Raw genomic sequence first — 20,139 nt, 5'->3', positions numbered from 1 at the left:
CAAGCACTTCTTGACATTCGCGCGCGTTGCTTGTTGCGGTATCGCATCGACTCTTCGTCATCGATGTCACGCACTGCGTGACATCGATGTGTTCTTCATCGCGTGATGCGTTGCGATGCGTCAGCGACTCACTGGCACGCTTCGCAGTCGGGGTTGTCGATGGCGCAGAACTTCATGTCGGTCGCGGGGTCGACATGGTTCAGGCTCATCGATGCATCGACCGCCTGCGCAGCCGTCGCAGCGGCCGCGTTTTGCGCCGCCGACTTCGACACGCCGCCATCGCTGGACACCGCGTTCAGATGGCCCGCCTTCACCGTCGACTTCTCGGCATGCGTCGCGCCGACGGTGCGCAGGTAGTAGGTCGTCTTCAGGCCGCGCAGCCAGGCGAGCTTGTAGGTCTCGTCGAGCTTCTTGCCCGACGCGCCGGCCATGTAGATGTTGAGCGACTGCGCCTGGTCGATCCACTTCTGGCGCCGCGCCGCGGCCTCGACCAGCCACTGCGTCTCGATCTCGAACGCGGTCGCGTACAGCGACTTCAGGTCCTCGGGCACGCGGTCGATGCGGCGCAGCGAACCGTCGAAGTGCTTGAGGTCCATGACCATCACGTCGTCCCACAGGCCGAGCTTCTTCAGGTCGCGCACCAGGTACTCGTTGACGATGGTGAATTCGCCCGACAGGTTCGACTTGACCGACAGGTTGCCGAACGACGGCTCGATCGAGGCGCTGACGCCGACGATGTTCGAGATCGTCGCGGTCGGGGCGATCGCCGTGCAGTTCGAGTTGCGCATGCCGTGCTCGCGGATGCGGGTGCGCAGCGCGTCCCAGTCCAGCGTGACGCTGCGGTCGACCTCGACGTACCCGCCGCGCTGCTCGGCGAGCAGGTCGAGCGAGTCGATCGGCAGGATGCCGCGGTCCCACAGCGAGCCGCGGTAGCTCGAGTAGCGCCCGCGCTCGGCGGCCAGTTCGGTCGAGGCCCAGTAGGCCTGGTAGCAGACGGCTTCCATCGACTGGTCGGCAAACGCGACCGCCGCGTCGGAGGCATACGGCACCCCGAGTTCGTAAAGCGCGTCCTGGAAGCCCATGATGCCCAGGCCGACCGGGCGGTGCTTCAGGTTCGAGTCGCGCGCCTTCTTGACGGCGTAGTAGTTGATGTCGATCACGTTGTCGAGCATGCGCATCGCGGTCGACACGGTCTTCTTCAACTTGGCGTGGTCGATGCCCTTGACGCCGTTCGCGTCGACGGCGATGTGGTGCACGAGGTTCACCGAGCCGAGGTTGCAGACCGCGATCTCGGTCTCGCTGGTGTTCAGCGTGATCTCGGTGCACAGGTTGCTCGAGTGCACGACGCCGACATGCTGCTGCGGCGAGCGCACGTTGCAGGCGTCCTTGAAGGTGATCCAGGGGTGGCCGGTCTCGAACAGCATCGAGAGCATGCGGCGCCAGAGGTCACGTGCCGGCACCTTCTTGAACAGCTTGATCTCGCCGCGTGCGGCCTTGTCCTCGTAGGCGGTGTAGGCCGCTTCGAAGGCCTTGCCGAACTTGTCGTGCAGGTCGGGGCAGGTGCTGGGCGAGAACAGCGTCCAGTCGCCACCGTCCATCACGCGCTTCATGAACAGGTCGGGAATCCAGTTCGCGGTGTTCATGTCGTGCGTGCGGCGGCGGTCGTCGCCGGTGTTCTTGCGCAGCTCGAGGAACTCTTCCAGGTCGAGGTGCCAGCTTTCCAGGTAGGCGCAGACCGCGCCCTTGCGCTTGCCACCCTGGTTGACCGCGACCGCGGTGTCGTTGACGACCTTCAGGAACGGCACCACGCCCTGGCTCTTGCCGTTGGTGCCTTTGATGTGCGAGCCGAGCGCACGCACGTTGGTCCAGTCGTTGCCGAGGCCGCCGGCGAACTTGCTCAGCAGCGCGTTCTCTTTCAGCGCCTCGTAAATGCCGTCCAGGTCGTCGGCCACGGTCGTCAGGTAGCAGCTCGACAGCTGCGAGCGGCGGGTGCCGGCGTTGAACAGGGTCGGCGTGCTGCTCATGAAGTCGAAACTGGAGAGCACCTCGTAGAACTCGATCGCGCGCGCTTCACGGTCGATCTCGTTCAGCGCCAGGCCCATCGCGACGCGCATGTAGAACGCCTGCGGCAGTTCGATGCGCTGCTCGTCGATGTGCAGGAAGTAGCGGTCGTACAGGGTCTGCAGGCCGAGGTAGTCGAACTGCAGGTCACGGTCGGCCTTCATCGCGGCGCCCAGGCGCGGCAGGTCGAACTGCAGCAGCTTGTCGTCGAGCAGTTCGGCCTGCACGCCCTTCTTGATGAAGCCCGGGAAGTACTCGGCGTAGCGCGTGGCCATGTCGGAGTGCAGCGTCTCCTCGCCGAGGATCTCGCGGCGGATCGTGTGCAGCAGCAGCCGCGCGGTGGCGCGCGTGTAGCCCGGGTCCTTCTCGATCAGCGTGCGCGCGGCCAGGATCGAGGCCTTGTGCACTTCGTCGATCGGCACGCCGTCGTACAGGTTGCGGCGGGTCTCGGCCATGATCGGCTCGGGCTTGACCTCGCTGCCCAGGCCCGCGCAGGCCGAGTCGATGATGGTCTGCAGGCGGGCGAAGTCGAGCGGCACGCGCTGGCCGCGGTCGATCACGGTCAGCGCCGGCTCGGCGACCGGCGCCGGGTGGCCCTGCTTCGCACGCTCCTGGGTGCGGCGCTCGCGGTACAGCACGTAGGCACGCGCCACTTCATGGTGACCGCCGCGCATCAGGCCGAGCTCGACGTGGTCCTGCACGTCTTCGATGTGGAAGGTGCCGCCGCCCGGGCGCGAGCGCAGCAGCGCGCGCACGACCGACTCGGTCAGGCCATCGACCGTCTCGCGCACGCTGGCCGAGGCCGCACCCTGCGTGCCGTGCACCGCCAGGAAGGCCTTCATCAGCGCGACCGCGATCTTGTTCGGCTCGAACGCGACGACCGCACCGTTGCGGCGGATGATCTGGTAGCCCTGGTAGACCGACGGCGTGGCGGCGCCGGAAGTGGCCATCGGCCTCGCGGCGACGGCAGCAGGAACGGTGGGGGTGGCGGCGGACGGTTGCATTGAATTCCTCGGTCGAATGTTCTGGGAAAGCGCTTCAACCGGCGGTTCGGGCCGGCTGTGCGGAAAGTGCGTCAAAGGTGTGTTGGCGGGTCGCCGCAAGTGCGACGGATCAGGCTCGCGAGCGTTGCAGTGAGCCGGAACGCGAGCGCGTCGATGTCTCGTGTTCAGACCCCATATCTAGGGTGCGGGACCGACTTTACCACTACCTATAGTGTGCGCAAGCACGGACGAACACCGCCCGAAATGGCGCCGCACGGCCCGCGGGCCGCCAGCCCGCGCCGCTGCTGGGCCTGGCGGAGCGCACCCGCGCCACGCCTTGCACAGCGCGCCAAATGGGGTTGCATCGTGCATGCCCGCGTGCCTTGCGCGAGACGCGCCGCGGGCGTCGTCAGGAGGTCTCGGGAAAGTCCCGATCTCGAAGCGCGTGCTGCGCACGCAACCAGGCCCAGTCGAAGCCCGCGCCCGGGTCGTTCTTGCGTCCGGGAGCGATGTGTTCATGACCGACGATCGCAGCGATCGGGTAGCGCACCTGCAGCGCAGCGAGCAACTGCGCCAGCGCGTCGTATTGCGCCGGCTCGAAGCGCTCGCCCTCCAGGCCCTCGAGTTCGATGCCGATCGAGAACGCATTGCAATCCGCGCGTCCGCGCCACGACGACGCGCCGGCGTGCCAGGCCCGCGCGTCGCACGAGACGAATTGCAGCAGCTCGCCGTCGCGGCGAACGAGAAAGTGCGCCGAGACTTCGAGACCGCGGATCGCGCCGTAGTACGGATGCGCGTCCCAGTCGAGCCGGTTCGTGAACAGGCGCTCGATCGCGTCGCCGCCGTACTCGCCAGGCGGCAGGCTGATCGAGTGGACCACGACCAGGTCGATCGGCAGGCCGTCGGGCCGCGGCCCGAAATTCGGCGACGGGCAATGGCGCGCCATCGCCAGCCAGCCGTCCGGCGAAAAGGCGTCGTCTGCTTCGCCGCCGCGCCGGTTCACTCGCGATCGGGGCTGTCGCCGCCGACGTTGACGCCCAGCCGCGCCATCCGATAGCGCATCTGGCGCAGCGAGAGCCCGAGGCTCGCGCCCGCCGCGGTGCGGTTGAACCGGTGACGCTCGAGCGCGCGCACGAGGATGTCGCGCTCGACCTGGTCGAGGTGCAATTCCAGATCGTCCGGCAGCGGCACTTCCACCGGAACCGGGGGCAGCGATTCGCGGATCGCCTGCAGCACGTCGCCGCGCGTGTTCTCGGTGATCAGATCGAGTTCCTGCGCGGCGCTGTCGGTGAACACCGATTCGGGCAGGCCGAGGTCGTAGACGTCGATCGTCTCGCCACCCGACAGCGCGACCGCACGGTGCAGCAGGTTTTCGAGTTCGCGCACGTTGCCCGGGAAGGGATAGCGCTCGAGGTGCACCAGCGCGTCGCGGGTCAGCCGCGGCGCCGGCGAGACGCCGGCATCGCTGGCGATGCGCTCGAGCACGCGCTCGCTGATCGAGACCAGGTCCTCGAGACGCTCGCGCAGCGGCGGCACGCGGATCTGGATGACGTTGAGGCGGTAATAGAGATCCTGGCGGAACTGCCCGGCGTGCACTTCGGCCGCCAGGTCCTTGTGGGTGGCGCTGAGCAGACGGACGTTGACCGGCACTTCGGTGACCGCACCGACCGGTCGCACCGAGCGTTCCTGGATCGCCCGCAGCAGCTTCGACTGCATCGCCAGCGGCAGGTCGCCGATCTCGTCGAGGAACAACGTGCCGCCGTTGGCGGCCTGGAAGAAGCCCTCGCGGTCGTCGATCGCACCGGTGAACGCGCCCTTGCGGTAGCCGAAGAACTCGGCCTCGAGCAGCTGCTCGGGGATCGCGCTGCAGTTGACCGCGACGAACGGCTGCGTGCTGCGCACGCTGACCTCGTGGATCGCGCGCGCGACCAGTTCCTTGCCGGTGCCCGATTCGCCGTGGACCAGCACCGGCGCCATGCTGCGCGCGACCTTGTCGACCAGCGAGCGGACCTGCTGCATCGCGCTGGAGTGGCCGGCCATCCGGCTCAGTGCCTGGCTGACCGGCGCGGGGGGCGGCGTCGGTGCCGCGGGCGGTCGCTTGACGGCGGTGGCCGGCGCACCGGTCTCGGACGGCAGCGTCGCCGGGTCGATCGTCGGGCCGATCGCACTGCCTGCGCGGCCGAGCGCCGAGCCCACGACGGCACGAAATTGCTTCAGGTCGACCGGCTTGGTCAGGTAGTCGTACGCACCCGCCTTCAACGCCTCGACCGCGTTCTCGGCCGAGCCGTACGCGGTGATCACGATCGTCTTCTCGCGCCGGCCGGCCTCTTCGATCCAGCGCAGCACGTCCAGGCCGGAGCCGTCGGGCAGCCGCATGTCGGTGATCACGGCGCTGTAGGTTCGGTCCTTCAGGTGCAGCAACGCGCCTTGCACCGTGCCGGCGGTCTCGATGTCGTAGCCCTCGCGCAGCAGCGTCAGTTCGTACAGGGTGCGCAGGTCGGGTTCGTCGTCGACGACCAGCAGGCTGAAGTGCGAAGGGTTTGTCATGGGTGCGTGAAGGGTCTGATCAGTTCAACAGACTCGGGCCCAGTGCCTTGCGCTGCATGTCGACGTAGAACTCGTTGCGCTGTGCGAGGTTGTCCGCCCGCAACCGGTAATCGATGGTTGCGCCGTAGCGCTCGCAGAGCTCGCGGCAAATATACAGGCCCAGCCCGGTCCCGCGGCTGCGTGTCGAGAAAAACGGCTCGAACAGGTAGGGCTCCACATCGGGCGGAATCGGCGCGCCGTCGCTCGCCACGCTGAGGAACGCCTGCGCCTCGTGCCGGGAATCGAGCCGCAGGTGGATGGCACCGGGGTTGCGGCTGGCATGGCGCAGCGCGTTGTCGAGCAGGTTGACGAGCACGCGGCGCAGGTGTTCGCCGTCGAAGAGCACGCCGACCGGCTCGGTCGGCAGGTCGACGCGCAGGATGCTGTCGGCACCGAGCGCCACCTGGTTCGCGCGCGCCCACTCGCTGCACACGGCGCCGACCTGCGCGGTGGCATCGAGCACGCCGACCTCGGGCACCGCCCCGGGTGCAACCTCCATCACGTCGTCGACGATGCGCTTGAGACGCTCGACGTTGTCGCTGACCATGGCCATCAGGCGGCGCTGAGCCGGATCGGTCGCGTCCTCCTCGAGCAACGCATTGGCCTGCGAGATCGCGGCGAGCGGATTGCGGATCTCGTGCGCGATGCCGGCCGAGACCCGGCCCATCGCGGCGAGCTTCTCCTGGCGGCTGCGGGCCTGCATGTTGCGCACGTCCTCGAGGAACATCACGCAGAACTCCTCGATCGTCTGCGGCTCGCGCTTGCGGGTGAAGCGCACCCGCACGCGCAAGGTGCGCTGCGCGCCGATCGCATTCACCGAGCTGTTCTCGAACTGCAGCACCACGTCGCGGCCGGCCTCGGGCCAGGTGGCCTCGCTGAAGGCGCGCTCGACGGTCTTGACCAGCGCGTCCCATGCATGCACGCCGCGCAGCTGGAACGGGGCCGGCCGGCTCATCCCGTTCGGCGCGAGCAGCCGGCGCGCCGCCGGGTTGGCGGCGCGCACGCGGCCGCGCCGGTCGACGACGAGCACGCCGTCCTGCATCTCCTCGATCACGAGCCGGTTCAACTGCGCCTGCTGGCGCGCCATCTCGAGGCTGCCGCGCGCGGTCAGCTCTTCGCGCGCGAGCCGCCCCGCCAACTCGCCGGCGAGCACCGTGATCACGAAGAAGCCGGTGCCGGCGAGGCCCGCCTGCGTCATCTGCACCGTGCCTTCGGTGCCGCCGACGAGGTTCAGCCACGCGGCCACCAGCAGCGCGATCGTCACGCCGGCCGCCGTCGCCAGCGCCGCCAGGCGCGGCGTCAGCACCCCGGCCATCAGGACCGGCAACACCAGCAGGGCCACGTAGTTGAGACTCGAACTGGTCGCCAGCACGTGCAGCGCCGTGAAACACACGAGGTCGACGCCGATCGTCGCGATCCACTGCGTGCGGGTCAGATGCGCCATCTCGCGCGGCGGCGGCGCGCGGCGCTGGAACGGCAACAGCCACAAGCCGATCGCCAGAGCGGCATACGCCACGCTGATCGCGGTGACCGCGGGCGTCGGCCGCAGACCGAACACGCCGCCGACGGCCAGCGCGGCCACCAGCGCGAGCCCGAGCGCGGCGCGCGCCGCCGTGAACGCGCGGTACAGGCGCTCGAACGCGGTCTGGCCGAGTTCCGCGACGCGGCTCGCGGTGCGCGAGACGAAACGCCAGTCGGTCGAACCCGGCCGGTCGCCGCGCGCGGCGACCGCCGGGTCGGGCTCGAGGTGTGCGCTGTCGCGCGCGTCGAGCGCGGCGGCGTCCGCGAGGTCGGACGTCCCGTCGTCGCGGACCTGGGTATCCGCGTCGTAGGCGAACGCGCCGAACCAGGACTCGTCGGCCGCGGCCGGGCGACGCGAGCGCCGCCGGTCGCCGAAACGCCGTTCGGACGCGCGTTCCGCGGCCGTCATGGCAGCGGATGCGCCTGCTCGTAGGCAGTGCGGTGCGCCGCGCCGCAGAACACGCCACCGCGACCGGGCAGAGCCTCGTCCCGCGGCAGATGCAATCCGCACTCGGCGCAACGCAGCATGGCCTGCGGGCCGGACTCCGCGTCGGTCGGCGGCCTGGCCGACGGCGGCGGCCGCCGCAACCGCCGCACGCTGCCCCGCAACAACCAGAGCAGCACGAGCACAGCGACCAGGAACAACAGGAACTTCATGGCGGATTCCGGTCAGGCGGGCGGGCGGTGCAGCAGCACCTCCAGCACGAAGCGCGAGCCCACGTAGGCGAGCAGCAGCAGCCCGGCGCCGACATACACACCCCGGGTCGCCACCGGCCCGCGCCAGCCGAACGCGCGGCGGCCCGCGAGCAGGCCGGCGAACACCAACCAGCCGAGCACCGAGAACACGGTCTTGTGGTCCCAGCGCCAGGGGTGCGCGAACCACGCGCCGAGCACCAGCGCGGCCGACAGCACGACGAACCCGGCGCCGACGAAGGTGAAGGTCAGGCGTTCCAGGCGCAGCAGCGGCATGCCGCGTGCGGGCTCGAGCGTGCGCGGCGCGGCGCGCATCTGGCGCTCCGCGCGGTTCAGCATCGTCGCGTGCAGCACCGCGGCGCCGAACAGCCCATACGAGGCAATGCCCAATGCCCAGTGCAGCGGCGCCCAGCGCGAATCGACCTGCGGGCGCACTTCGCCCGGGAAGGCCCAGGCCAGCACGACGACGACGACGGCCAGCGTGGCAAGCACACGGCGCGCACCGGGCAGCGGCACGAAGCGGGTCTCCACGAGGTACACCGCGAGCACGAGCCACACCGTCATCGACAGCGCGGGCGCGAAGCCGAAGCGCGCGACGTCGGACATGCTGCCAACGCCGGAGATGTCGACGCAGATCGCCACCGCATGGGCCACGAAGCCGGCCATCAGGAAGGCCCTCAGGGCGGCGCCATGGCGCTCGGGCCACACCGCGGCACCGGCATAGGCGACGATGGCGAGCAGGCTCGGTAGGCCCAGCCACCAGCCCGAAGGCGATGCGGCTGCGGCGGGCGCGGTCATCGCAAGGGCCGACGATAGAATCATCGTCACAGTGTACTTTCGCGCCGGCCCCTGAGACTGCACGCAGCGGGCGGCGCCCGACCCCGAATGGCTTCCACCCTCACCGACCGGCTCAGCCGGCTGGTCAAGACGATGCGCGGCCAGGCCCGCATCACCGAAGACAACGTCCAGGACATGCTGCGCGAAGTGCGCATGGCGCTGCTCGAGGCCGACGTCGCCCTGCCGGTGGTGCGCGATTTCGTCGCACGGGTCAAGGAGAAGGCGCTCGGCGCCGAGGTGGTGGGCTCGCTGTCGCCGGGCCAGGCGCTGGTGGGCATCGTCAACCGCGAACTCGCCGCGACGATGGGCGAAGGCGTCTCCGACATCAACCTGGCCGCGCAGCCGCCAGCCGTCATCCTGATGGCCGGCCTGCAGGGCGCGGGCAAGACGACGACGACCGCCAAGCTCGCCAAGCACCTGATCGAGAAGCGCAAGAAGAAGGTGCTGACTGTCTCGGCCGACGTCTACCGCCCGGCCGCGATCGAGCAGTTGAAGCTGGTGACGAAGCAGGCCGGTGCCGAGTGGTTCCCGTCCACCGGCGAAGACAAGCCTCTGGCCATCGCGCTGGCCGCGCTCGACTACGCGAAGAAGCATTACGTCGACGTGCTGCTCGTCGACACCGCCGGCCGCCTCGCGATCGACGAGGTCCTGATGGCCGAGATCAAGGGCCTGCATGCGGCGCTGAACCCGGTCGAGACGCTGTTCGTGGTGGACGCGATGCAGGGCCAGGACGCGGTCAACACCGCCAAGGCGTTCAAGGAAGCGCTGCCGCTGACCGGCATCGTGCTGACCAAGATGGACGGCGACTCGCGCGGCGGCGCGGCGCTGTCGGTGCGGCAGATCACCGGTGCGCCGATCAAGTTCGCGGGCACGAGCGAGAAGATCGATGGCCTCGAAGTCTTCGACGCGCAGCGCCACGCCGGCCGCGTGCTCGGCATGGGCGACATCGTCGGCCTGGTCGAGGAGGTACAGAAGGGCGTCGACATGGCGGCGGCCGAGCGGCTGGTCGCCAAGGTCAAGTCCGGCGATAGCTTCGACCTGAACGACTTCCTGTCGCAGCTGTCGCAGATGAAGAAGATGGGCGGCCTCGGCGGCCTGATGGACAAGCTGCCGAGCCAGATGACCGGCGGCAAGATGCCCGGCCAGGCCGACATGGACCGCGCCGAGCGCGACATGCGTCGCATGGAAGGCATCATCAACTCGATGACGCCGTTGGAGCGTCGCAAGCCCGACCTGCTGAAGGCCACCCGCAAGCGCCGCGTCGCTGCCGGCGCCGGCGTGCACGTGCAGGACGTGAACCGCCTCCTCAATCAGTTCGAGCAAATGCGCGACATGATGAAGAAGATGAAGGGCGGCGGCATGATGAAGATGATGAAGCGCATGGGCGGCATGAAGGGTCTCGGCGGGCCGGGCGGTCCGCGTTGAAGGGCATGGCGCCTGCGCGCGCCGCCACGGCATCAAGGAAGTTGCGATGACGACACTGCAGATCGTGCTGGGGCTGTTGGCGGTCGTGCTGCTGATGGCATGGTGGTGGACGCGGCAGCGCGCCGGCGCCGCCGCAGGCGAACGCGGCAGCGCCGACCGCATCGACACCGTGACCGGCTGGCCGCCGCAACCGACGCGCGTGCTGAGCACGCAGGAGCGGCTCGCGTACAACGTGCTGACCCGCGCACTGCCCGACCACATGGTGCTGGCGCAGGTGCCGCTGTCGCGCTTCCTGAACGTACCGCGGCGCAATTCCTACGCCGACTGGCTGCGCCGCATCGGCAACCAGTGCGCCGATTTCGTCATCTGCGACATGGCGGCCCAGGTGATCGCCGTCGTCGAACTGCAGGGCGCGCAGGCGACCGATCGACAACGCAAGCGGCTCACGCGCATCCAGCGCACGCTGAAGGCGGCGAAGGTGCCGCTCTACCTGTGGAACGAAACCGCGCTGCCGGGCGTGGACATGGCGCGCGAGCAGTTGCTGCCCGAGCCCCCCGCCCCCGTCGCGACGTCGCCCGCGCCCTCCCCCGGCGCGGCCGCGGGCGCAGCAGCCGCGGTCGCAACCGCGGCCCCGAACCCGTTCGACGAGTCGAACCGCGATTCGACGCACGACGAATTCATCGAACTGCTCGAGCCGCCGCCGTCCACCTGGTACGACGAGCTCGACAGCGGCCCGACGCCGCTCAAGAAGAACTGAGCGGCGCGGGAGGACGCCCGCGCGCGGCTAGCTCAGCAGCGCCTGCGCGAACTCGCGCGCATCGAAGGTCTGCAGGTCCTCGAGCTTCTCGCCGACCCCGATGAAGTAGACCGGCAACGGCGCCGCGCCGGCATGCTCGCGCTCGCGCGACCACAGGGCGATCGCGGCCAGCACACCGCCCTTGGCGGTGCCGTCCAGCTTGGTGATGATCAGCCCGGTCAGCTGCAGCGCGGCATCGAAGGTCTGCACCTGGGTCAGCGCGTTCTGCCCGGTGTTGCCGTCGACCACCAGCAACACCTCGTGCGGCGCGCCGGCCTGCGCCTTCGCGATCGTGCGGCGGATCTTCTTCAGCTCGTCCATCAGGTGCAGCTGCGTCGTCAGGCGCCCGGCGGTGTCGGCGATCACCACGTCGCTGCCGCGCGCCTTTCCGGCGACGACCGCGTCGAACGTCACCGCGGCCGGATCGCCGCCCTCCTGACCGACGATCTCGACCTGGTTGCGGCCGGCCCACACGGCCAGTTGTTCGCGTGCCGCGGCCCGGAACGTGTCGGCGGCGGCCAGCAGCACCTTCTGGTTCGCCTCGGCCAGATGCCGGGTCAGCTTGCCGATGCTGGTGGTCTTGCCGGCGCCGTTGACGCCGACGACCATGATCACCGTCGGCACGTGCTCCCCGACCTGCAGCGATTTCTCCAGGGGCTTGAGGAGGTCCGTGATCGCGTCGGCCAGCAAGGCCTTGACGGCCTGCGGCGTGCGCGCCCGCTCCTCGTTGACACGCCACTTGAGGTCGGTCAGCAGGTGCTCGGTCGCCTTGATGCCGGCGTCGGCCATCAGCAGTGCGGATTCAAGCTCCTCGTACAACGCATCGTCGATCTGCGTGCCGGTGAATACCTCGGCGATGCTCGATCCGGTCTTGCGCAGCCCGCCGCGCAGCTTCTCGATCCAGCTGCGTCGATCCGCGGCCGGCGCGGGCTCGGTCGCCGGGAGATCGGGCTGGCGCAGCGTCAGGTCCGCGGACGGCGCGGCCGCCACGGGCGGGGGCGGCGGGGGGACCCATGGGATTTCGGGCGCAGCGGGGGGCGGCGCCACGTCAGGCGTGCCGCGCAGCCGATCCAGCCAGCTGCGGCGTTCCGGCTCGGGCGCCGATTCGACAGGAGACGGTTCGACAGGTGCCGGCGCCGCCTCGGGCGTCGCCGGCTTCTTCTTGAAGAAACTGAACATGCGGTCGGGCCGGAGCCCGGTTGAAAGCGGTGGAGGGGCGAAACGCCGGCAGGAGCGCCGGGGGCGGTTGGCGCCGCCCAAAGGGACGTTATAATTATGGGCTCAGGCGCTTTAGCTCAGTCGGTTAGAGCGACGGAATCATAATCCGCAGGTCCGGGGTTCGAATCCCTGAAGCGCCACCAGAAGTAAAGAAGGGCTGAAGCAGCGATGCTTCAGCCCTTCGTCTTTTGTCGCCGGGACGCGTCAGGTCCAGCGCAACGCGCTGTCCAGCCGCCCGCGCTGCCTGAGCATGCTCAGCGCATGCAGCCGAACGAGGTACGAGGTCCGGAACGCCGAAGTGCGAAAGTCCGAGGCCTGGATGCTGTCGACCAGTTCGCGCACCGTCTGCGCCAAAGGTTTTCCCGCTTTCGCCTGCGCATTGAGCGATGCGTAGAGGGAGAAGTCGACCCGGTACGAGCGCTTGTCCGCGGGTGCGGCGGTGTTGATGTTCACGCTCGCGGTCGGCAACTGCTCCTGCACGGCATAGGCGAGGTCGCGAATCGTGTAGTTCTGGTCGTTGTAGCCGACGTTGACCGCGAGATGCGCCCCGCCCTGGGACGCGTCCCGCGTCAGCGCCCAGGCGATGGCCCGGCACATGTCCTCCACGTCGATCAGCGGCCGCCACGGCGCGCCATCCGACAGGATCTTGATCTCGTCGGTCAGAAGCGCGCTGGCGACGAAGTCGTTCAGCACCAGGTCCAGCCGCAGCCTCGGGCTCGCGCCGCATGCGGTGGCGAAGCGCAGGCAGGTGACCACGAAGTCCGGGTCGGCGTGTGGCCGCAGTGCCTGCTCGCACGAGACCTTCGACCTCGCATAGGCCGTCAGCGGGTTGATCGTCGAGTGCTCGCTCTTCATCTCGGCGCCGCCGGCACCGTAGATGGAGCAACTGCTGGCGTAGACGAAGCGCCTGGCACCCGCCCGCCTGGCCAGATCGGCGAACCGCGCCGCAGCGGCGGAGTTGATCTCTTCGGTCGGTCCTTCGTACAGGTTGCCCATCGGGTCTTCGAGATGGCCGCCAGGTAGATCACCTGGTCGATGCCGATGAGGTGCTCGGCGCGGACGCTGCGGACATCGGCGTGAATCTGCAAGTCGAGCAAGTGGTCCACCGGCGCGAGCGGATCGAGCAGGCAACCGGAGAAGTAGCCAGTGTCGTAACCGACCAGCGACATGCCCCCGTGTTTCTTGCGCAGGAACGCCGTCAGCACCGGGCCGATGTAGCCGAGGTTGCCCACGATCATCGTGCGCACGGTTCGGTCCTTGTCGATCGATCGATTGTTGACATTAGTTCAAATTTCATCGGGAGAGGACCGATTGATCGCAGTTCATCGGCACACGGTCGGCGATTCTGCCCTCGTGGAGAGGCCCCGTTCTGACGACTTCTCATGCGGGAATAAAACCGCGACATATTTGGTTTTCAGGTTGTACCGACGCGTGAATAGGGGGTTCCAGTTCATGCGCGTCAACCCAAAATGTGGGAACGCTGACAGTCGCGAGTGAGACGTGATGTCGCGATGGACCGGCATCGTGAAGCTGCCGGCCATTCGTTGCTGTCGAAGACTCCGAGAACGCGCTGATGTTGGTCACGATCGTCGTACTGAACTACAACTACGAAAAGTTCGTCGGCGAGGCCATCGATTCCGCGCTGGCGCAGACCTACCCGACGCTGGAGGTGGTCGTGGTCGACAACGGCTCGACCGACCGCTCGTTGGCGGTCATTGCGCGCTTCGCCGAGCGCGTGCGCGTGGTTCGCGTGCCGACCAACATCGGTCAGGGCCAGGGCTACAACCGGGGTTTCGAAGCGGCGCGTGGTGACTGGATCGTCTGGCTCGACGCCGACGACGTGCTGGACGCGGACGCGATCTCCACCTGCATCGAACTCGCCAAGGCGACCACTGCCAAAGTCCAGTTCCCGCTGCGCTGCATCGACCAGGACGGCCGGCCCTTGCCCGGGACGGTGCCCTACCTGCGTCATCAGGGCGATGTGCTGCCGCTGATCCGCCTGTTCGGACACTACGGGGGGCCACCGGGCAGCGGCAACCTGTACCGTCGCAGCGCCATCCAGCCCTACTTCCCTGTCGATCCCGGCTAGTGGCCGATTGGCACCGACACGGTTCCGTTTCTCACCGCACCATTCCACGGCAACGTGATCGATGCCGGTCGGGCGCTCGGCAGCTACCGCCTGCACCGCAAGGCGGTTGCGACCGCGCCGGGCTACCGCGGCAACTATTCCACGTCGATGGCCAGCGAAGTCCGCCTCAACTACCGGAGCCGGGATCTGGTGCTGGACATGCTGCGACAGCGCTCGGGGGTGCTGATCGACCCGCCACCGCTGACCTTGCCCGTGCATGTGCGGCACCGGGTCGTGTCGTGGCGATCGTCGCGCGAGCAGCACCCGTTTCCGGCGGATTGCGCCCGCTCGCTGCTGCAGCTCATGAGCGACTCGCTGAAGGCGTGTCCCGGCTATTCGTTCCTCGACCGCTTGTCGATCCGCACCTGGACGGCGGGCGTGTTGTTCGCACCGATGAGTGTGGCCAACAGATTGATGCGAATAGACCGGTCCAGCACCTTATTCAGCTCCGTCTTGCGCCTCGGTCGGCGCGGACTTCGATGATCGGCACGATGAACCAACCCTCTCCCCTCGACTCGCCGTTGCAGCCGACGTGCCGGTTCTGCGCGTCACCGCTGTCTCGGACCTTTATCGATCTGGGCATGAGCCCGCTGTGCCAGACGCATGTCGAGCCGGCGCAATTGCAGCAGAGCGAGACGTTCTATCCACTGCATGCGCTGGTTTGCGATCAATGCTTTCTGGTGCAGTTGCGCCAATTCGTGCAGCCCGCGGACATCTTCAGCGAGTACGCCTATTTTTCGTCGTTCTCGAGCAGTTGGGTCGAACACGCACGGCAGTTTGCCGATATGGCGATCTCGCGCTTCGGCTTGGCGTCGACCAGCCGGGTCGTCGAGGTGGCGAGCAACGACGGCTACCTGCTTCAGCACTTCGTCGCGCGCGGCATCCCGGTGCTCGGCATCGAGCCGGCGGCCAATGTCGCCCGGCACGCCGTCGAGCGCGGCGTACCGAGCGTCGTGGAATTCCTCGGCGAGGACACCGGCCGGGCGATCGCGCGCCAGCACGGCCACGCCGACCTGGTGATCGGGAACAACGTGCTCGCCCACGTGCCGGACATCAACGACTTCGTTCGCGGCCTGCAGGCGCTGCTGGCGCCGGACGGCGTGATCACGATGGAGTTTCCGCACCTGCAGCGGCTCATCGAAGGCAGCCAGTTCGACACGATCTACCACGAACATTTCAGCTACCTGTCGTTCACGACGGTCGAACAGATCTTCGCCGCGCACGGCCTGACGCTGTTCGACGTGGAGGAACTGCCGACGCACGGCGGCTCGCTGCGCATCTTCGCGCGGCATGCCGGCGCGGTGCAGCGCGCCATCGGTCCGCGCGTCGTCGAACTGCGGGAGCGGGAACGCGCGCTCGGCTACCGCAGCCTGGCACCGTACGCGGACTTTGCCGCGTCCGCGCGGAACATCAAGAACGCGCTCCTCGAGTTCCTGATCGGCGCCAAGCGTGCCGGCAAGAGCGTCGCCGGCTACGGCGCGCCCGGCAAGGGCAACACGTTGCTCAACTACTGCGGTATCCGCACCGACTACCTCGATTTCACGGTCGACGCCAACCCGTACAAGCAGGGCAAGTACACGCCGGGCACGCGCATCCCGATCCTGGCGCCCGACGCCTTGCGCACCGCCCGGCCGGACTACGTGCTGATCCTGCCCTGGAACCTGAAGACCGAGATCGTCGCGCAGGCCGCCTACATCCGCGAATGGGGCGGACGGTTCGTGGTGCCGATCCCGAGCCTGCAGGTCATCGAACCGTGAAGGCGCACGCGTCGTGAAGATCACTCCGCTCGCCCTCGATGGCGTCCGCCTGGTCGAGATCGAACCGATCCGCGACGAACGCGGCTTCTTCGCACGCGCCTGGTGCAGGGACGAGTTCGCACAGGCGGGAATCGACTTCGATGTCGCGCAGGCCAGCGTCTCGTTCAACGCCCTGGCCGGCACGGTCAGGGGCCTGCATTTCGCGTGGCCTCCGGCGCGGGAGGCCAAGCTCGTGCGCTGCACGCGCGGGCGTGTTCACGACGTGCTCGTCGACCTGCGGCCGCACTCGCCGCAGTTCCTGCAGCACCTGAGCGTGGTGCTCGACGCCGGGCAGCACAACGCCCTGCACGTGCCGCCCGGCGTGGCTCACGGTTTCCAGTCCCTGTTGGACGACACCGAGGTGCTGTACCTGATGAGCGAGGCCTACCGGCCCGAACTCGCATCGGGCGCACGTTTCGACGACCCGCGATTCGGCGTGGCCTGGCCTCTGGACGTCACGTGCATCTCGGCGGCCGACCGTCAGCGCGCGGCCTTCGACGAGGCTGCCCATGTCGGCCTGTTCGGAGCCCATGCACGGGCAGATCGCCATGTTGCTTGACGCGCTGCGGCGCCCCGACGCCCTGGCCGACGTCGCCCGCGAGGCCGTCGCGTTGATGCGCGAGCTGTTCCCCCTGTGCCGCAGCATCACCGGCGACGGTGTGCGGCGCACGCTAGACCTCGTGAACGCGTGGGCACCGCTGCAGCGAAGCGAAGTGCCGAGCGGTACGCCGGTGTTCGACTGGGACGTGCCGGCCGAATGGAACGTCGTCGACGCCTACGTCGCCGACACCGCCGGCCGCCGGCTGATCGACTTCCAGGCGCACACGCTGCACATCGTCAGCTACTCCACGCCGGTGCGCGCGCGCATGACGCGCGCCGAGCTCGAGCCGCACCTGCACTCGCTGCCCGAGCATCCCGACCGCATCCCCTACCGCACGAGCTATTACCGCGAGAGCTGGGGCTTCTGCCTGCGCGACGCCGACCGGCAGCGCCTGGGCGATGGCCCGTTCGACGTAATGATCGACAGCACCCGCGCGCCGGGCCACCTGAGCTACGGCGAGTGCGTGGTCCCCGGGGAGATGAGCGACGAAGCGCTGATCTACACGCACGTCTGCCATCCCTCGTTGGCGAACGACAACCTCAGCGGCATCGCGGTCGCCGCCGCGCTGGCCCGCGCCCTGCGGGCCGAGCAGCCACGGCTGACCTGGCGCTTCGTGTTCGCGCCCGGCACCATCGGCTCGCTCACCTGGCTGGCGCGCAACGAAGGGCTGCTGCCACACCTGCGCAGCGGTCTCGTGATCGGCCTGCTCGGCGACAGCGGCGCGCTGACCTACAAGCGCAGCCGACGCGGCGATGCGCTGATCGATCGCGCCGCCGACCTGCTCGTGCCCGGTGCCGGCGGGCGGCAGATCGACTTCGACCCGTACGGCTACGACGAGCGCCAGTTCTGCTCACCCGGATTCGACCTGCCGGTCGGGCGGCTCACACGCTCACCGAACGGCCGCTACGACGAGTACCACTCGTCCGCCGACGACATGACGCTGATCAAGCCGGCGGCGATCGAAGGCGCGCTGGCCGTCCTGATCGACCTGATCGCCGTCATCGACGCGAACCGCCGCTGGCAGAACCTGTCTCCGAAGGGCGAGCCCCGCCTGGGCAAGCGGGCCTCTATGGCGCGGTCGGCGGCACCGGTCCCAGCGACCACGAACGCGCGCTGCTGTGGCTGTTGAACCAGTCGGATGGCCGCCACGACCTGGTCTCGATCGCGCGCAAATCCGGTTCGCCGCTCGCGGCGCTGATCCACGGCGCGCAGGCCCTCCAGGCGGCCGGTCTGCTGGCGCCGCTCGAGGACAGCGTCGCCGGCGCTCTCCATCCAGGAACATCCCCATGAAAGTCGTCCTCTTCTGCGGTGGCCAGGGCACACGCCTGCGCGAGTATTCGGATGCGATCCCGAAGCCGCTGGTCCAGGTCGGCGCCCGGCCGATCGTCTGGCACCTGATGCGCTACTACGCGCACTACGGGCACACCGAATTCATCCTGGCCCTGGGCTACAAGGGCCAGGCCATCCGCGACTACTTCCTGAACTACGACGAGTGCCAGTCGAACGACTTCGTGCTCAGCGGCGGCAAGACGGCGCAGGCCCTGACCACCGACATCCAGGACTGGCGCATCACCTTCGTCGACACCGGCCTGCAGTCGAACATCGGCGAGCGCTTGAAGCGGATCCGCCCGCACCTGCAAGGCGACCCGGAATTCCTCGCCAACTACGCCGACGGCCTGAGCGACCTGCCGCTCGATCGGCACATCGCCGACTTCCGCGCGCGCGGCGTGGTGGCCTCGTTCGCGGCGGTCGCCTCGCCGCAAAGCTTCCACGGCGTGCATGCCGACGACAACGGCCTGGTGACGTCCTTCGGTCGCGTCGCCGACAGCGACTTCTGGATCAACGCCGGCTTCTTCTGCCTGCGGCAGGAGATCTTCGACGTGCTGCACGATGGCGACGAACTGGTCGAGCAGCCGTTCCAGCGCCTGATCGAGCGCCGCCAGCTCGGCGTGTACCGCCACCGCGGCTTCTGGCAGGCCATGGACACGTTCAAGGACAAGATGTCCTTCGACAGCATGGACGAGCGCGAGCAATGTCCGTGGATGGTCTGGAAGAAGCGTTGAGCGCGACGACGACCATGCTGCCCTTCGACTTCCGGTCGACCGGCCGACCGCTGCATGTGCTGTGCCTCGGCGCGCACAGCGACGACATCGAGATCGGCTGTGCCGGCACGCTGATGCGCTGGGCCGCCGAGCGGTGCCCGCTGGTCGTCACCTGGGTCGTGTTCAGCGCCGAGGGTGTGCGGGCCACCGAGGCGCGGCGCAGCGCGCGCGCGCTGCTCGGCCGCGGCGCCACGCTCGAGGTCGTGCTGGGTGGCTTCACCGACGCGCGCCTGCCCCAGCAGGTCGACGGCGCGAAGGATCTGCTGTTCCCGCTGGCGCGCCGCTGTTCACCGGACGTGATCCTGACCCACCACCTCGAAGACCGGCACCAGGATCACCGCTGCGTCGCCGAGCTGACGTGGCAGACCTGGCGCAACCACACGATCCTCGAATACGAGATCGCCAAGTACGAAGGCGACCTCGGTCGACCCAACCTCTACGTGCCGCTGGCCGACGCGGTCGCCGAACGCAAGCTGCGGCACCTGGCGCGCCATTTCCCGTCGCAAGGTGGCAAGGACTGGTTTCGGCCCGCGAGCTTTCGCGGGCTGATGGCCCTGCGCGGCCTCGAATGCCGAGCGCCCGCCGGCATGGCGGAAGCCTTCCACCTGCGCAAGGCCGTGATCTGACATGGGACCCCGCATCGCCACGGCAGGCATGACCGCTGCGGTCCGGCAGCTCGCGCTGGTCACCGGCAGCGCCGGCGGCCTCGGCCGCGCGCTGTGCGACGAGCTGTGCGACGGCGGCTTCACGGTGCTGCGTTTGGCACGCCGTGCCGACCATGCGCAGGGCGTCGCGATCGACCTGTGCGATCCGGTCGCAAGCGCGGCCACGCTGGCGCGCTGCCTCGCGCCCTTCGATCTCGCGGCACTCGAGCAGTTCGTGTTCGTCAGCAACGCCGCCACGATCGAACCGCTGGGGCCGATCGAGCAGTCCCGTGTCGACGCGCTGGCGCGCAGCCTGCATGTCAATCTGGTGTCGCCGGTCGCGCTGATCGCGACGGCGCTGCAGATGCTCGCGTCCTCGCCAGCGCGCAAGGTGCTGGTCAACGTGACGAGCGGCAGCGCGCTTTCGGCCCGCGCCGGCGTGGCGCTATACAGCGCCGCCAAGGCCGGCATGGAGCACTTCGTGCGCTGCCTGGCGGCGGACCAGGCGCACGCCGTGTGGCCCTTCGTCGTCGTGAACGCCGACCCCGGTGCGATGGACACCGCGATGCAGGCGACCTTGCGCGGCGCCGAACCGCACGCCTTTCCGGACGCGGCGCACTTCGCCGCGCGGCATGCACGCGGCGAGCTGGCAGACCCGCAGGCCGTCGCGGCCGCGATCGTCCGCCTGGCGCTGTCGGACACGCTGATATCCGGCACGCGGCGGCACGTCCGCGACCCCTTGTGATTG

At 68.7% G+C, this 20,139-nt stretch carries 20 protein-coding genes and 1 tRNA gene; 12 read left to right on the top strand and 9 right to left on the bottom strand.

Features of this window, described 5'->3' with window-relative positions:
* Positions 1 to 128: 128 nt before the first annotated feature.
* The 6 genes from ASC76_RS01675 to ASC76_RS01650 form a co-directional block, all read right to left on the bottom strand.
* Positions 129 to 3,011, bottom strand: a complete 2,883-nt coding sequence (locus tag ASC76_RS01675) for a ribonucleoside-diphosphate reductase subunit alpha (RefSeq protein ID WP_235580306.1) — start codon at positions 3,009 to 3,011, stop codon at positions 129 to 131.
* Between the two features lie 442 nt (positions 3,012 to 3,453).
* Positions 3,454 to 4,047 carry a 1,6-anhydro-N-acetylmuramyl-L-alanine amidase AmpD gene (ampD, locus tag ASC76_RS01670; protein ID WP_056461431.1) on the bottom strand — a complete coding sequence of 198 codons (594 nt, stop codon included), beginning with the start codon at positions 4,045 to 4,047 and terminating at the stop codon, positions 3,454 to 3,456.
* Positions 4,044 to 5,591: a sigma-54 dependent transcriptional regulator gene (locus ASC76_RS01665; RefSeq protein WP_056461428.1), complete on the bottom strand. Its 1,548-nt coding sequence runs from the start codon at positions 5,589 to 5,591 to the stop codon at positions 4,044 to 4,046. The genes ampD and ASC76_RS01665 overlap by 4 nt, the downstream gene beginning before the upstream one ends.
* 19 nt (positions 5,592 to 5,610) lie before the next feature.
* Complete coding sequence (locus tag ASC76_RS01660) at positions 5,611 to 7,560, bottom strand: ATP-binding protein (RefSeq protein ID WP_056461425.1); 1,950 nt, start codon at positions 7,558 to 7,560, stop codon at positions 5,611 to 5,613.
* A complete protein-coding gene (locus ASC76_RS01655) occupies positions 7,557 to 7,808 on the bottom strand; it encodes a PP0621 family protein (RefSeq protein ID WP_056461423.1) in 252 nt (83 codons plus the stop codon). The genes ASC76_RS01660 and ASC76_RS01655 overlap by 4 nt, the downstream gene beginning before the upstream one ends.
* A 12-nt stretch (positions 7,809 to 7,820) precedes the next feature.
* On the bottom strand, positions 7,821 to 8,666 hold the full coding sequence (locus tag ASC76_RS01650) for an inner membrane protein YpjD (protein ID WP_235580305.1): 846 nt from the start codon (positions 8,664 to 8,666) through the stop codon (positions 7,821 to 7,823).
* Between the two features lie 63 nt (positions 8,667 to 8,729).
* On the opposite strand from ASC76_RS01650, the gene ffh reads away from it, so the two are divergent.
* Positions 8,730 to 10,106 carry a signal recognition particle protein gene (gene ffh / locus ASC76_RS01645; RefSeq protein WP_056461421.1) on the top strand — a complete coding sequence of 459 codons (1,377 nt, stop codon included), beginning with the start codon at positions 8,730 to 8,732 and terminating at the stop codon, positions 10,104 to 10,106.
* 46 nt (positions 10,107 to 10,152) lie between these two features.
* A complete protein-coding gene (locus ASC76_RS01640) occupies positions 10,153 to 10,863 on the top strand; it encodes a DUF2726 domain-containing protein (RefSeq protein WP_056461418.1) in 711 nt (236 codons plus the stop codon).
* Between the two features lie 27 nt (positions 10,864 to 10,890).
* Here ASC76_RS01640 and ftsY read toward each other — a convergent pair whose 3' ends face one another.
* The gene (gene ftsY, locus ASC76_RS01635; protein ID WP_056461416.1) at positions 10,891 to 12,081 is read right to left on the bottom strand and encodes a signal recognition particle-docking protein FtsY; all 1,191 of its coding nucleotides are present in this window, start codon (positions 12,079 to 12,081) and stop codon (positions 10,891 to 10,893) included.
* A gap of 105 nt (positions 12,082 to 12,186) precedes the next feature.
* Here ftsY and ASC76_RS01630 point away from each other — a divergent pair.
* A tRNA-Met gene (locus ASC76_RS01630) sits at positions 12,187 to 12,263 on the top strand.
* A gap of 61 nt (positions 12,264 to 12,324) precedes the next feature.
* Here the strand turns inward: ASC76_RS01630 and ASC76_RS01625 are convergent.
* Positions 12,325 to 13,050 (bottom strand): NAD(P)-dependent oxidoreductase, encoded by a 726-nt coding sequence (locus tag ASC76_RS01625; RefSeq protein WP_235580346.1) that lies wholly within the window; start codon positions 13,048 to 13,050, stop codon positions 12,325 to 12,327.
* A complete protein-coding gene (locus tag ASC76_RS26000; RefSeq protein ID WP_235580304.1) occupies positions 12,972 to 13,367 on the bottom strand; it encodes a hypothetical protein in 396 nt (131 codons plus the stop codon). The genes ASC76_RS01625 and ASC76_RS26000 overlap by 79 nt, the downstream gene beginning before the upstream one ends.
* Before the next feature lie 326 nt (positions 13,368 to 13,693).
* On the opposite strand from ASC76_RS26000, the gene ASC76_RS01620 reads away from it, so the two are divergent.
* From ASC76_RS01620 to ASC76_RS01585, 9 genes are read left to right on the top strand one after another with little or no spacing between them, the layout of a single operon-like run.
* Positions 13,694 to 14,209: a glycosyltransferase family 2 protein gene (locus tag ASC76_RS01620; RefSeq protein ID WP_056461413.1), complete on the top strand. Its 516-nt coding sequence runs from the start codon at positions 13,694 to 13,696 to the stop codon at positions 14,207 to 14,209.
* Positions 14,210 to 14,263: 54 nt separating this feature from the next.
* Complete coding sequence (locus ASC76_RS01615; protein WP_056461409.1) at positions 14,264 to 14,731, top strand: hypothetical protein; 468 nt, start codon at positions 14,264 to 14,266, stop codon at positions 14,729 to 14,731.
* Positions 14,728 to 16,005, top strand: coding sequence for a methyltransferase domain-containing protein (locus tag ASC76_RS01610; RefSeq protein WP_371262077.1), 1,278 nt, complete (start codon positions 14,728 to 14,730; stop codon positions 16,003 to 16,005). The genes ASC76_RS01615 and ASC76_RS01610 overlap by 4 nt, the downstream gene beginning before the upstream one ends.
* Positions 16,006 to 16,018: 13 nt before the next feature.
* A complete protein-coding gene (locus ASC76_RS01605) occupies positions 16,019 to 16,603 on the top strand; it encodes a dTDP-4-dehydrorhamnose 3,5-epimerase family protein (RefSeq protein WP_056461406.1) in 585 nt (194 codons plus the stop codon).
* Positions 16,554 to 17,774, top strand: coding sequence for a DUF4910 domain-containing protein (locus ASC76_RS01600; RefSeq protein WP_200947084.1), 1,221 nt, complete (start codon positions 16,554 to 16,556; stop codon positions 17,772 to 17,774). Before ASC76_RS01605 ends, ASC76_RS01600 begins: the two co-directional genes overlap by 50 nt.
* On the top strand, positions 17,663 to 17,935 hold the full coding sequence (locus ASC76_RS25825) for a winged helix-turn-helix domain-containing protein (RefSeq protein ID WP_200947096.1): 273 nt from the start codon (positions 17,663 to 17,665) through the stop codon (positions 17,933 to 17,935). The genes ASC76_RS01600 and ASC76_RS25825 overlap by 112 nt, the downstream gene beginning before the upstream one ends.
* Positions 17,932 to 18,708, top strand: coding sequence for a sugar phosphate nucleotidyltransferase (locus tag ASC76_RS01595; RefSeq protein ID WP_056461403.1), 777 nt, complete (start codon positions 17,932 to 17,934; stop codon positions 18,706 to 18,708). The genes ASC76_RS25825 and ASC76_RS01595 overlap by 4 nt, the downstream gene beginning before the upstream one ends.
* Positions 18,705 to 19,373 (top strand): PIG-L deacetylase family protein, encoded by a 669-nt coding sequence (locus tag ASC76_RS01590; RefSeq protein ID WP_235580302.1) that lies wholly within the window; start codon positions 18,705 to 18,707, stop codon positions 19,371 to 19,373. Before ASC76_RS01595 ends, ASC76_RS01590 begins: the two co-directional genes overlap by 4 nt.
* Before the next feature lie 28 nt (positions 19,374 to 19,401).
* Complete coding sequence (locus ASC76_RS01585; protein WP_162247048.1) at positions 19,402 to 20,136, top strand: SDR family NAD(P)-dependent oxidoreductase; 735 nt, start codon at positions 19,402 to 19,404, stop codon at positions 20,134 to 20,136.
* Positions 20,137 to 20,139: the final 3 nt, after the last annotated feature.

Origin of the sequence: Rhizobacter sp. Root404, assembly GCF_001425865.1 — a bacterium.
Classification (GTDB): Bacteria; Pseudomonadota; Gammaproteobacteria; order Burkholderiales; family Burkholderiaceae_C; genus LMDS01.
Note: the sequence above shows the minus strand (reverse complement) of the source record. Positions and strands in the feature narration are given on the sequence as shown.

Coding starts and splice junctions, on each gene's coding strand:
- ASC76_RS01675 (WP_235580306.1), bottom strand. CDS start 3,011: ATGGCCACTTCCGGCGCCGCCACGCCGTCGGTCTACCAGGGCTACCAG.
- ASC76_RS01665 (WP_056461428.1), bottom strand. CDS start 5,591: ATGACAAACCCTTCGCACTTCAGCCTGCTGGTCGTCGACGACGAACCC.
- ASC76_RS01660 (WP_056461425.1), bottom strand. CDS start 7,560: ATGACGGCCGCGGAACGCGCGTCCGAACGGCGTTTCGGCGACCGGCGG.
- ASC76_RS01655 (WP_056461423.1), bottom strand. CDS start 7,808: ATGAAGTTCCTGTTGTTCCTGGTCGCTGTGCTCGTGCTGCTCTGGTTG.
- ASC76_RS01650 (WP_235580305.1), bottom strand. CDS start 8,666: ATGATTCTATCGTCGGCCCTTGCGATGACCGCGCCCGCCGCAGCCGCA.
- ffh (WP_056461421.1), top strand. CDS start 8,730: ATGGCTTCCACCCTCACCGACCGGCTCAGCCGGCTGGTCAAGACGATG.
- ASC76_RS01640 (WP_056461418.1), top strand. CDS start 10,153: ATGACGACACTGCAGATCGTGCTGGGGCTGTTGGCGGTCGTGCTGCTG.
- ftsY (WP_056461416.1), bottom strand. CDS start 12,081: ATGTTCAGTTTCTTCAAGAAGAAGCCGGCGACGCCCGAGGCGGCGCCG.
- ASC76_RS01620 (WP_056461413.1), top strand. CDS start 13,694: ATGTTGGTCACGATCGTCGTACTGAACTACAACTACGAAAAGTTCGTC.
- ASC76_RS01610 (WP_371262077.1), top strand. CDS start 14,728: ATGATCGGCACGATGAACCAACCCTCTCCCCTCGACTCGCCGTTGCAG.
- ASC76_RS01600 (WP_200947084.1), top strand. CDS start 16,554: ATGTCGGCCTGTTCGGAGCCCATGCACGGGCAGATCGCCATGTTGCTT.
- ASC76_RS01595 (WP_056461403.1), top strand. CDS start 17,932: ATGAAAGTCGTCCTCTTCTGCGGTGGCCAGGGCACACGCCTGCGCGAG.
- ASC76_RS01585 (WP_162247048.1), top strand. CDS start 19,402: ATGACCGCTGCGGTCCGGCAGCTCGCGCTGGTCACCGGCAGCGCCGGC.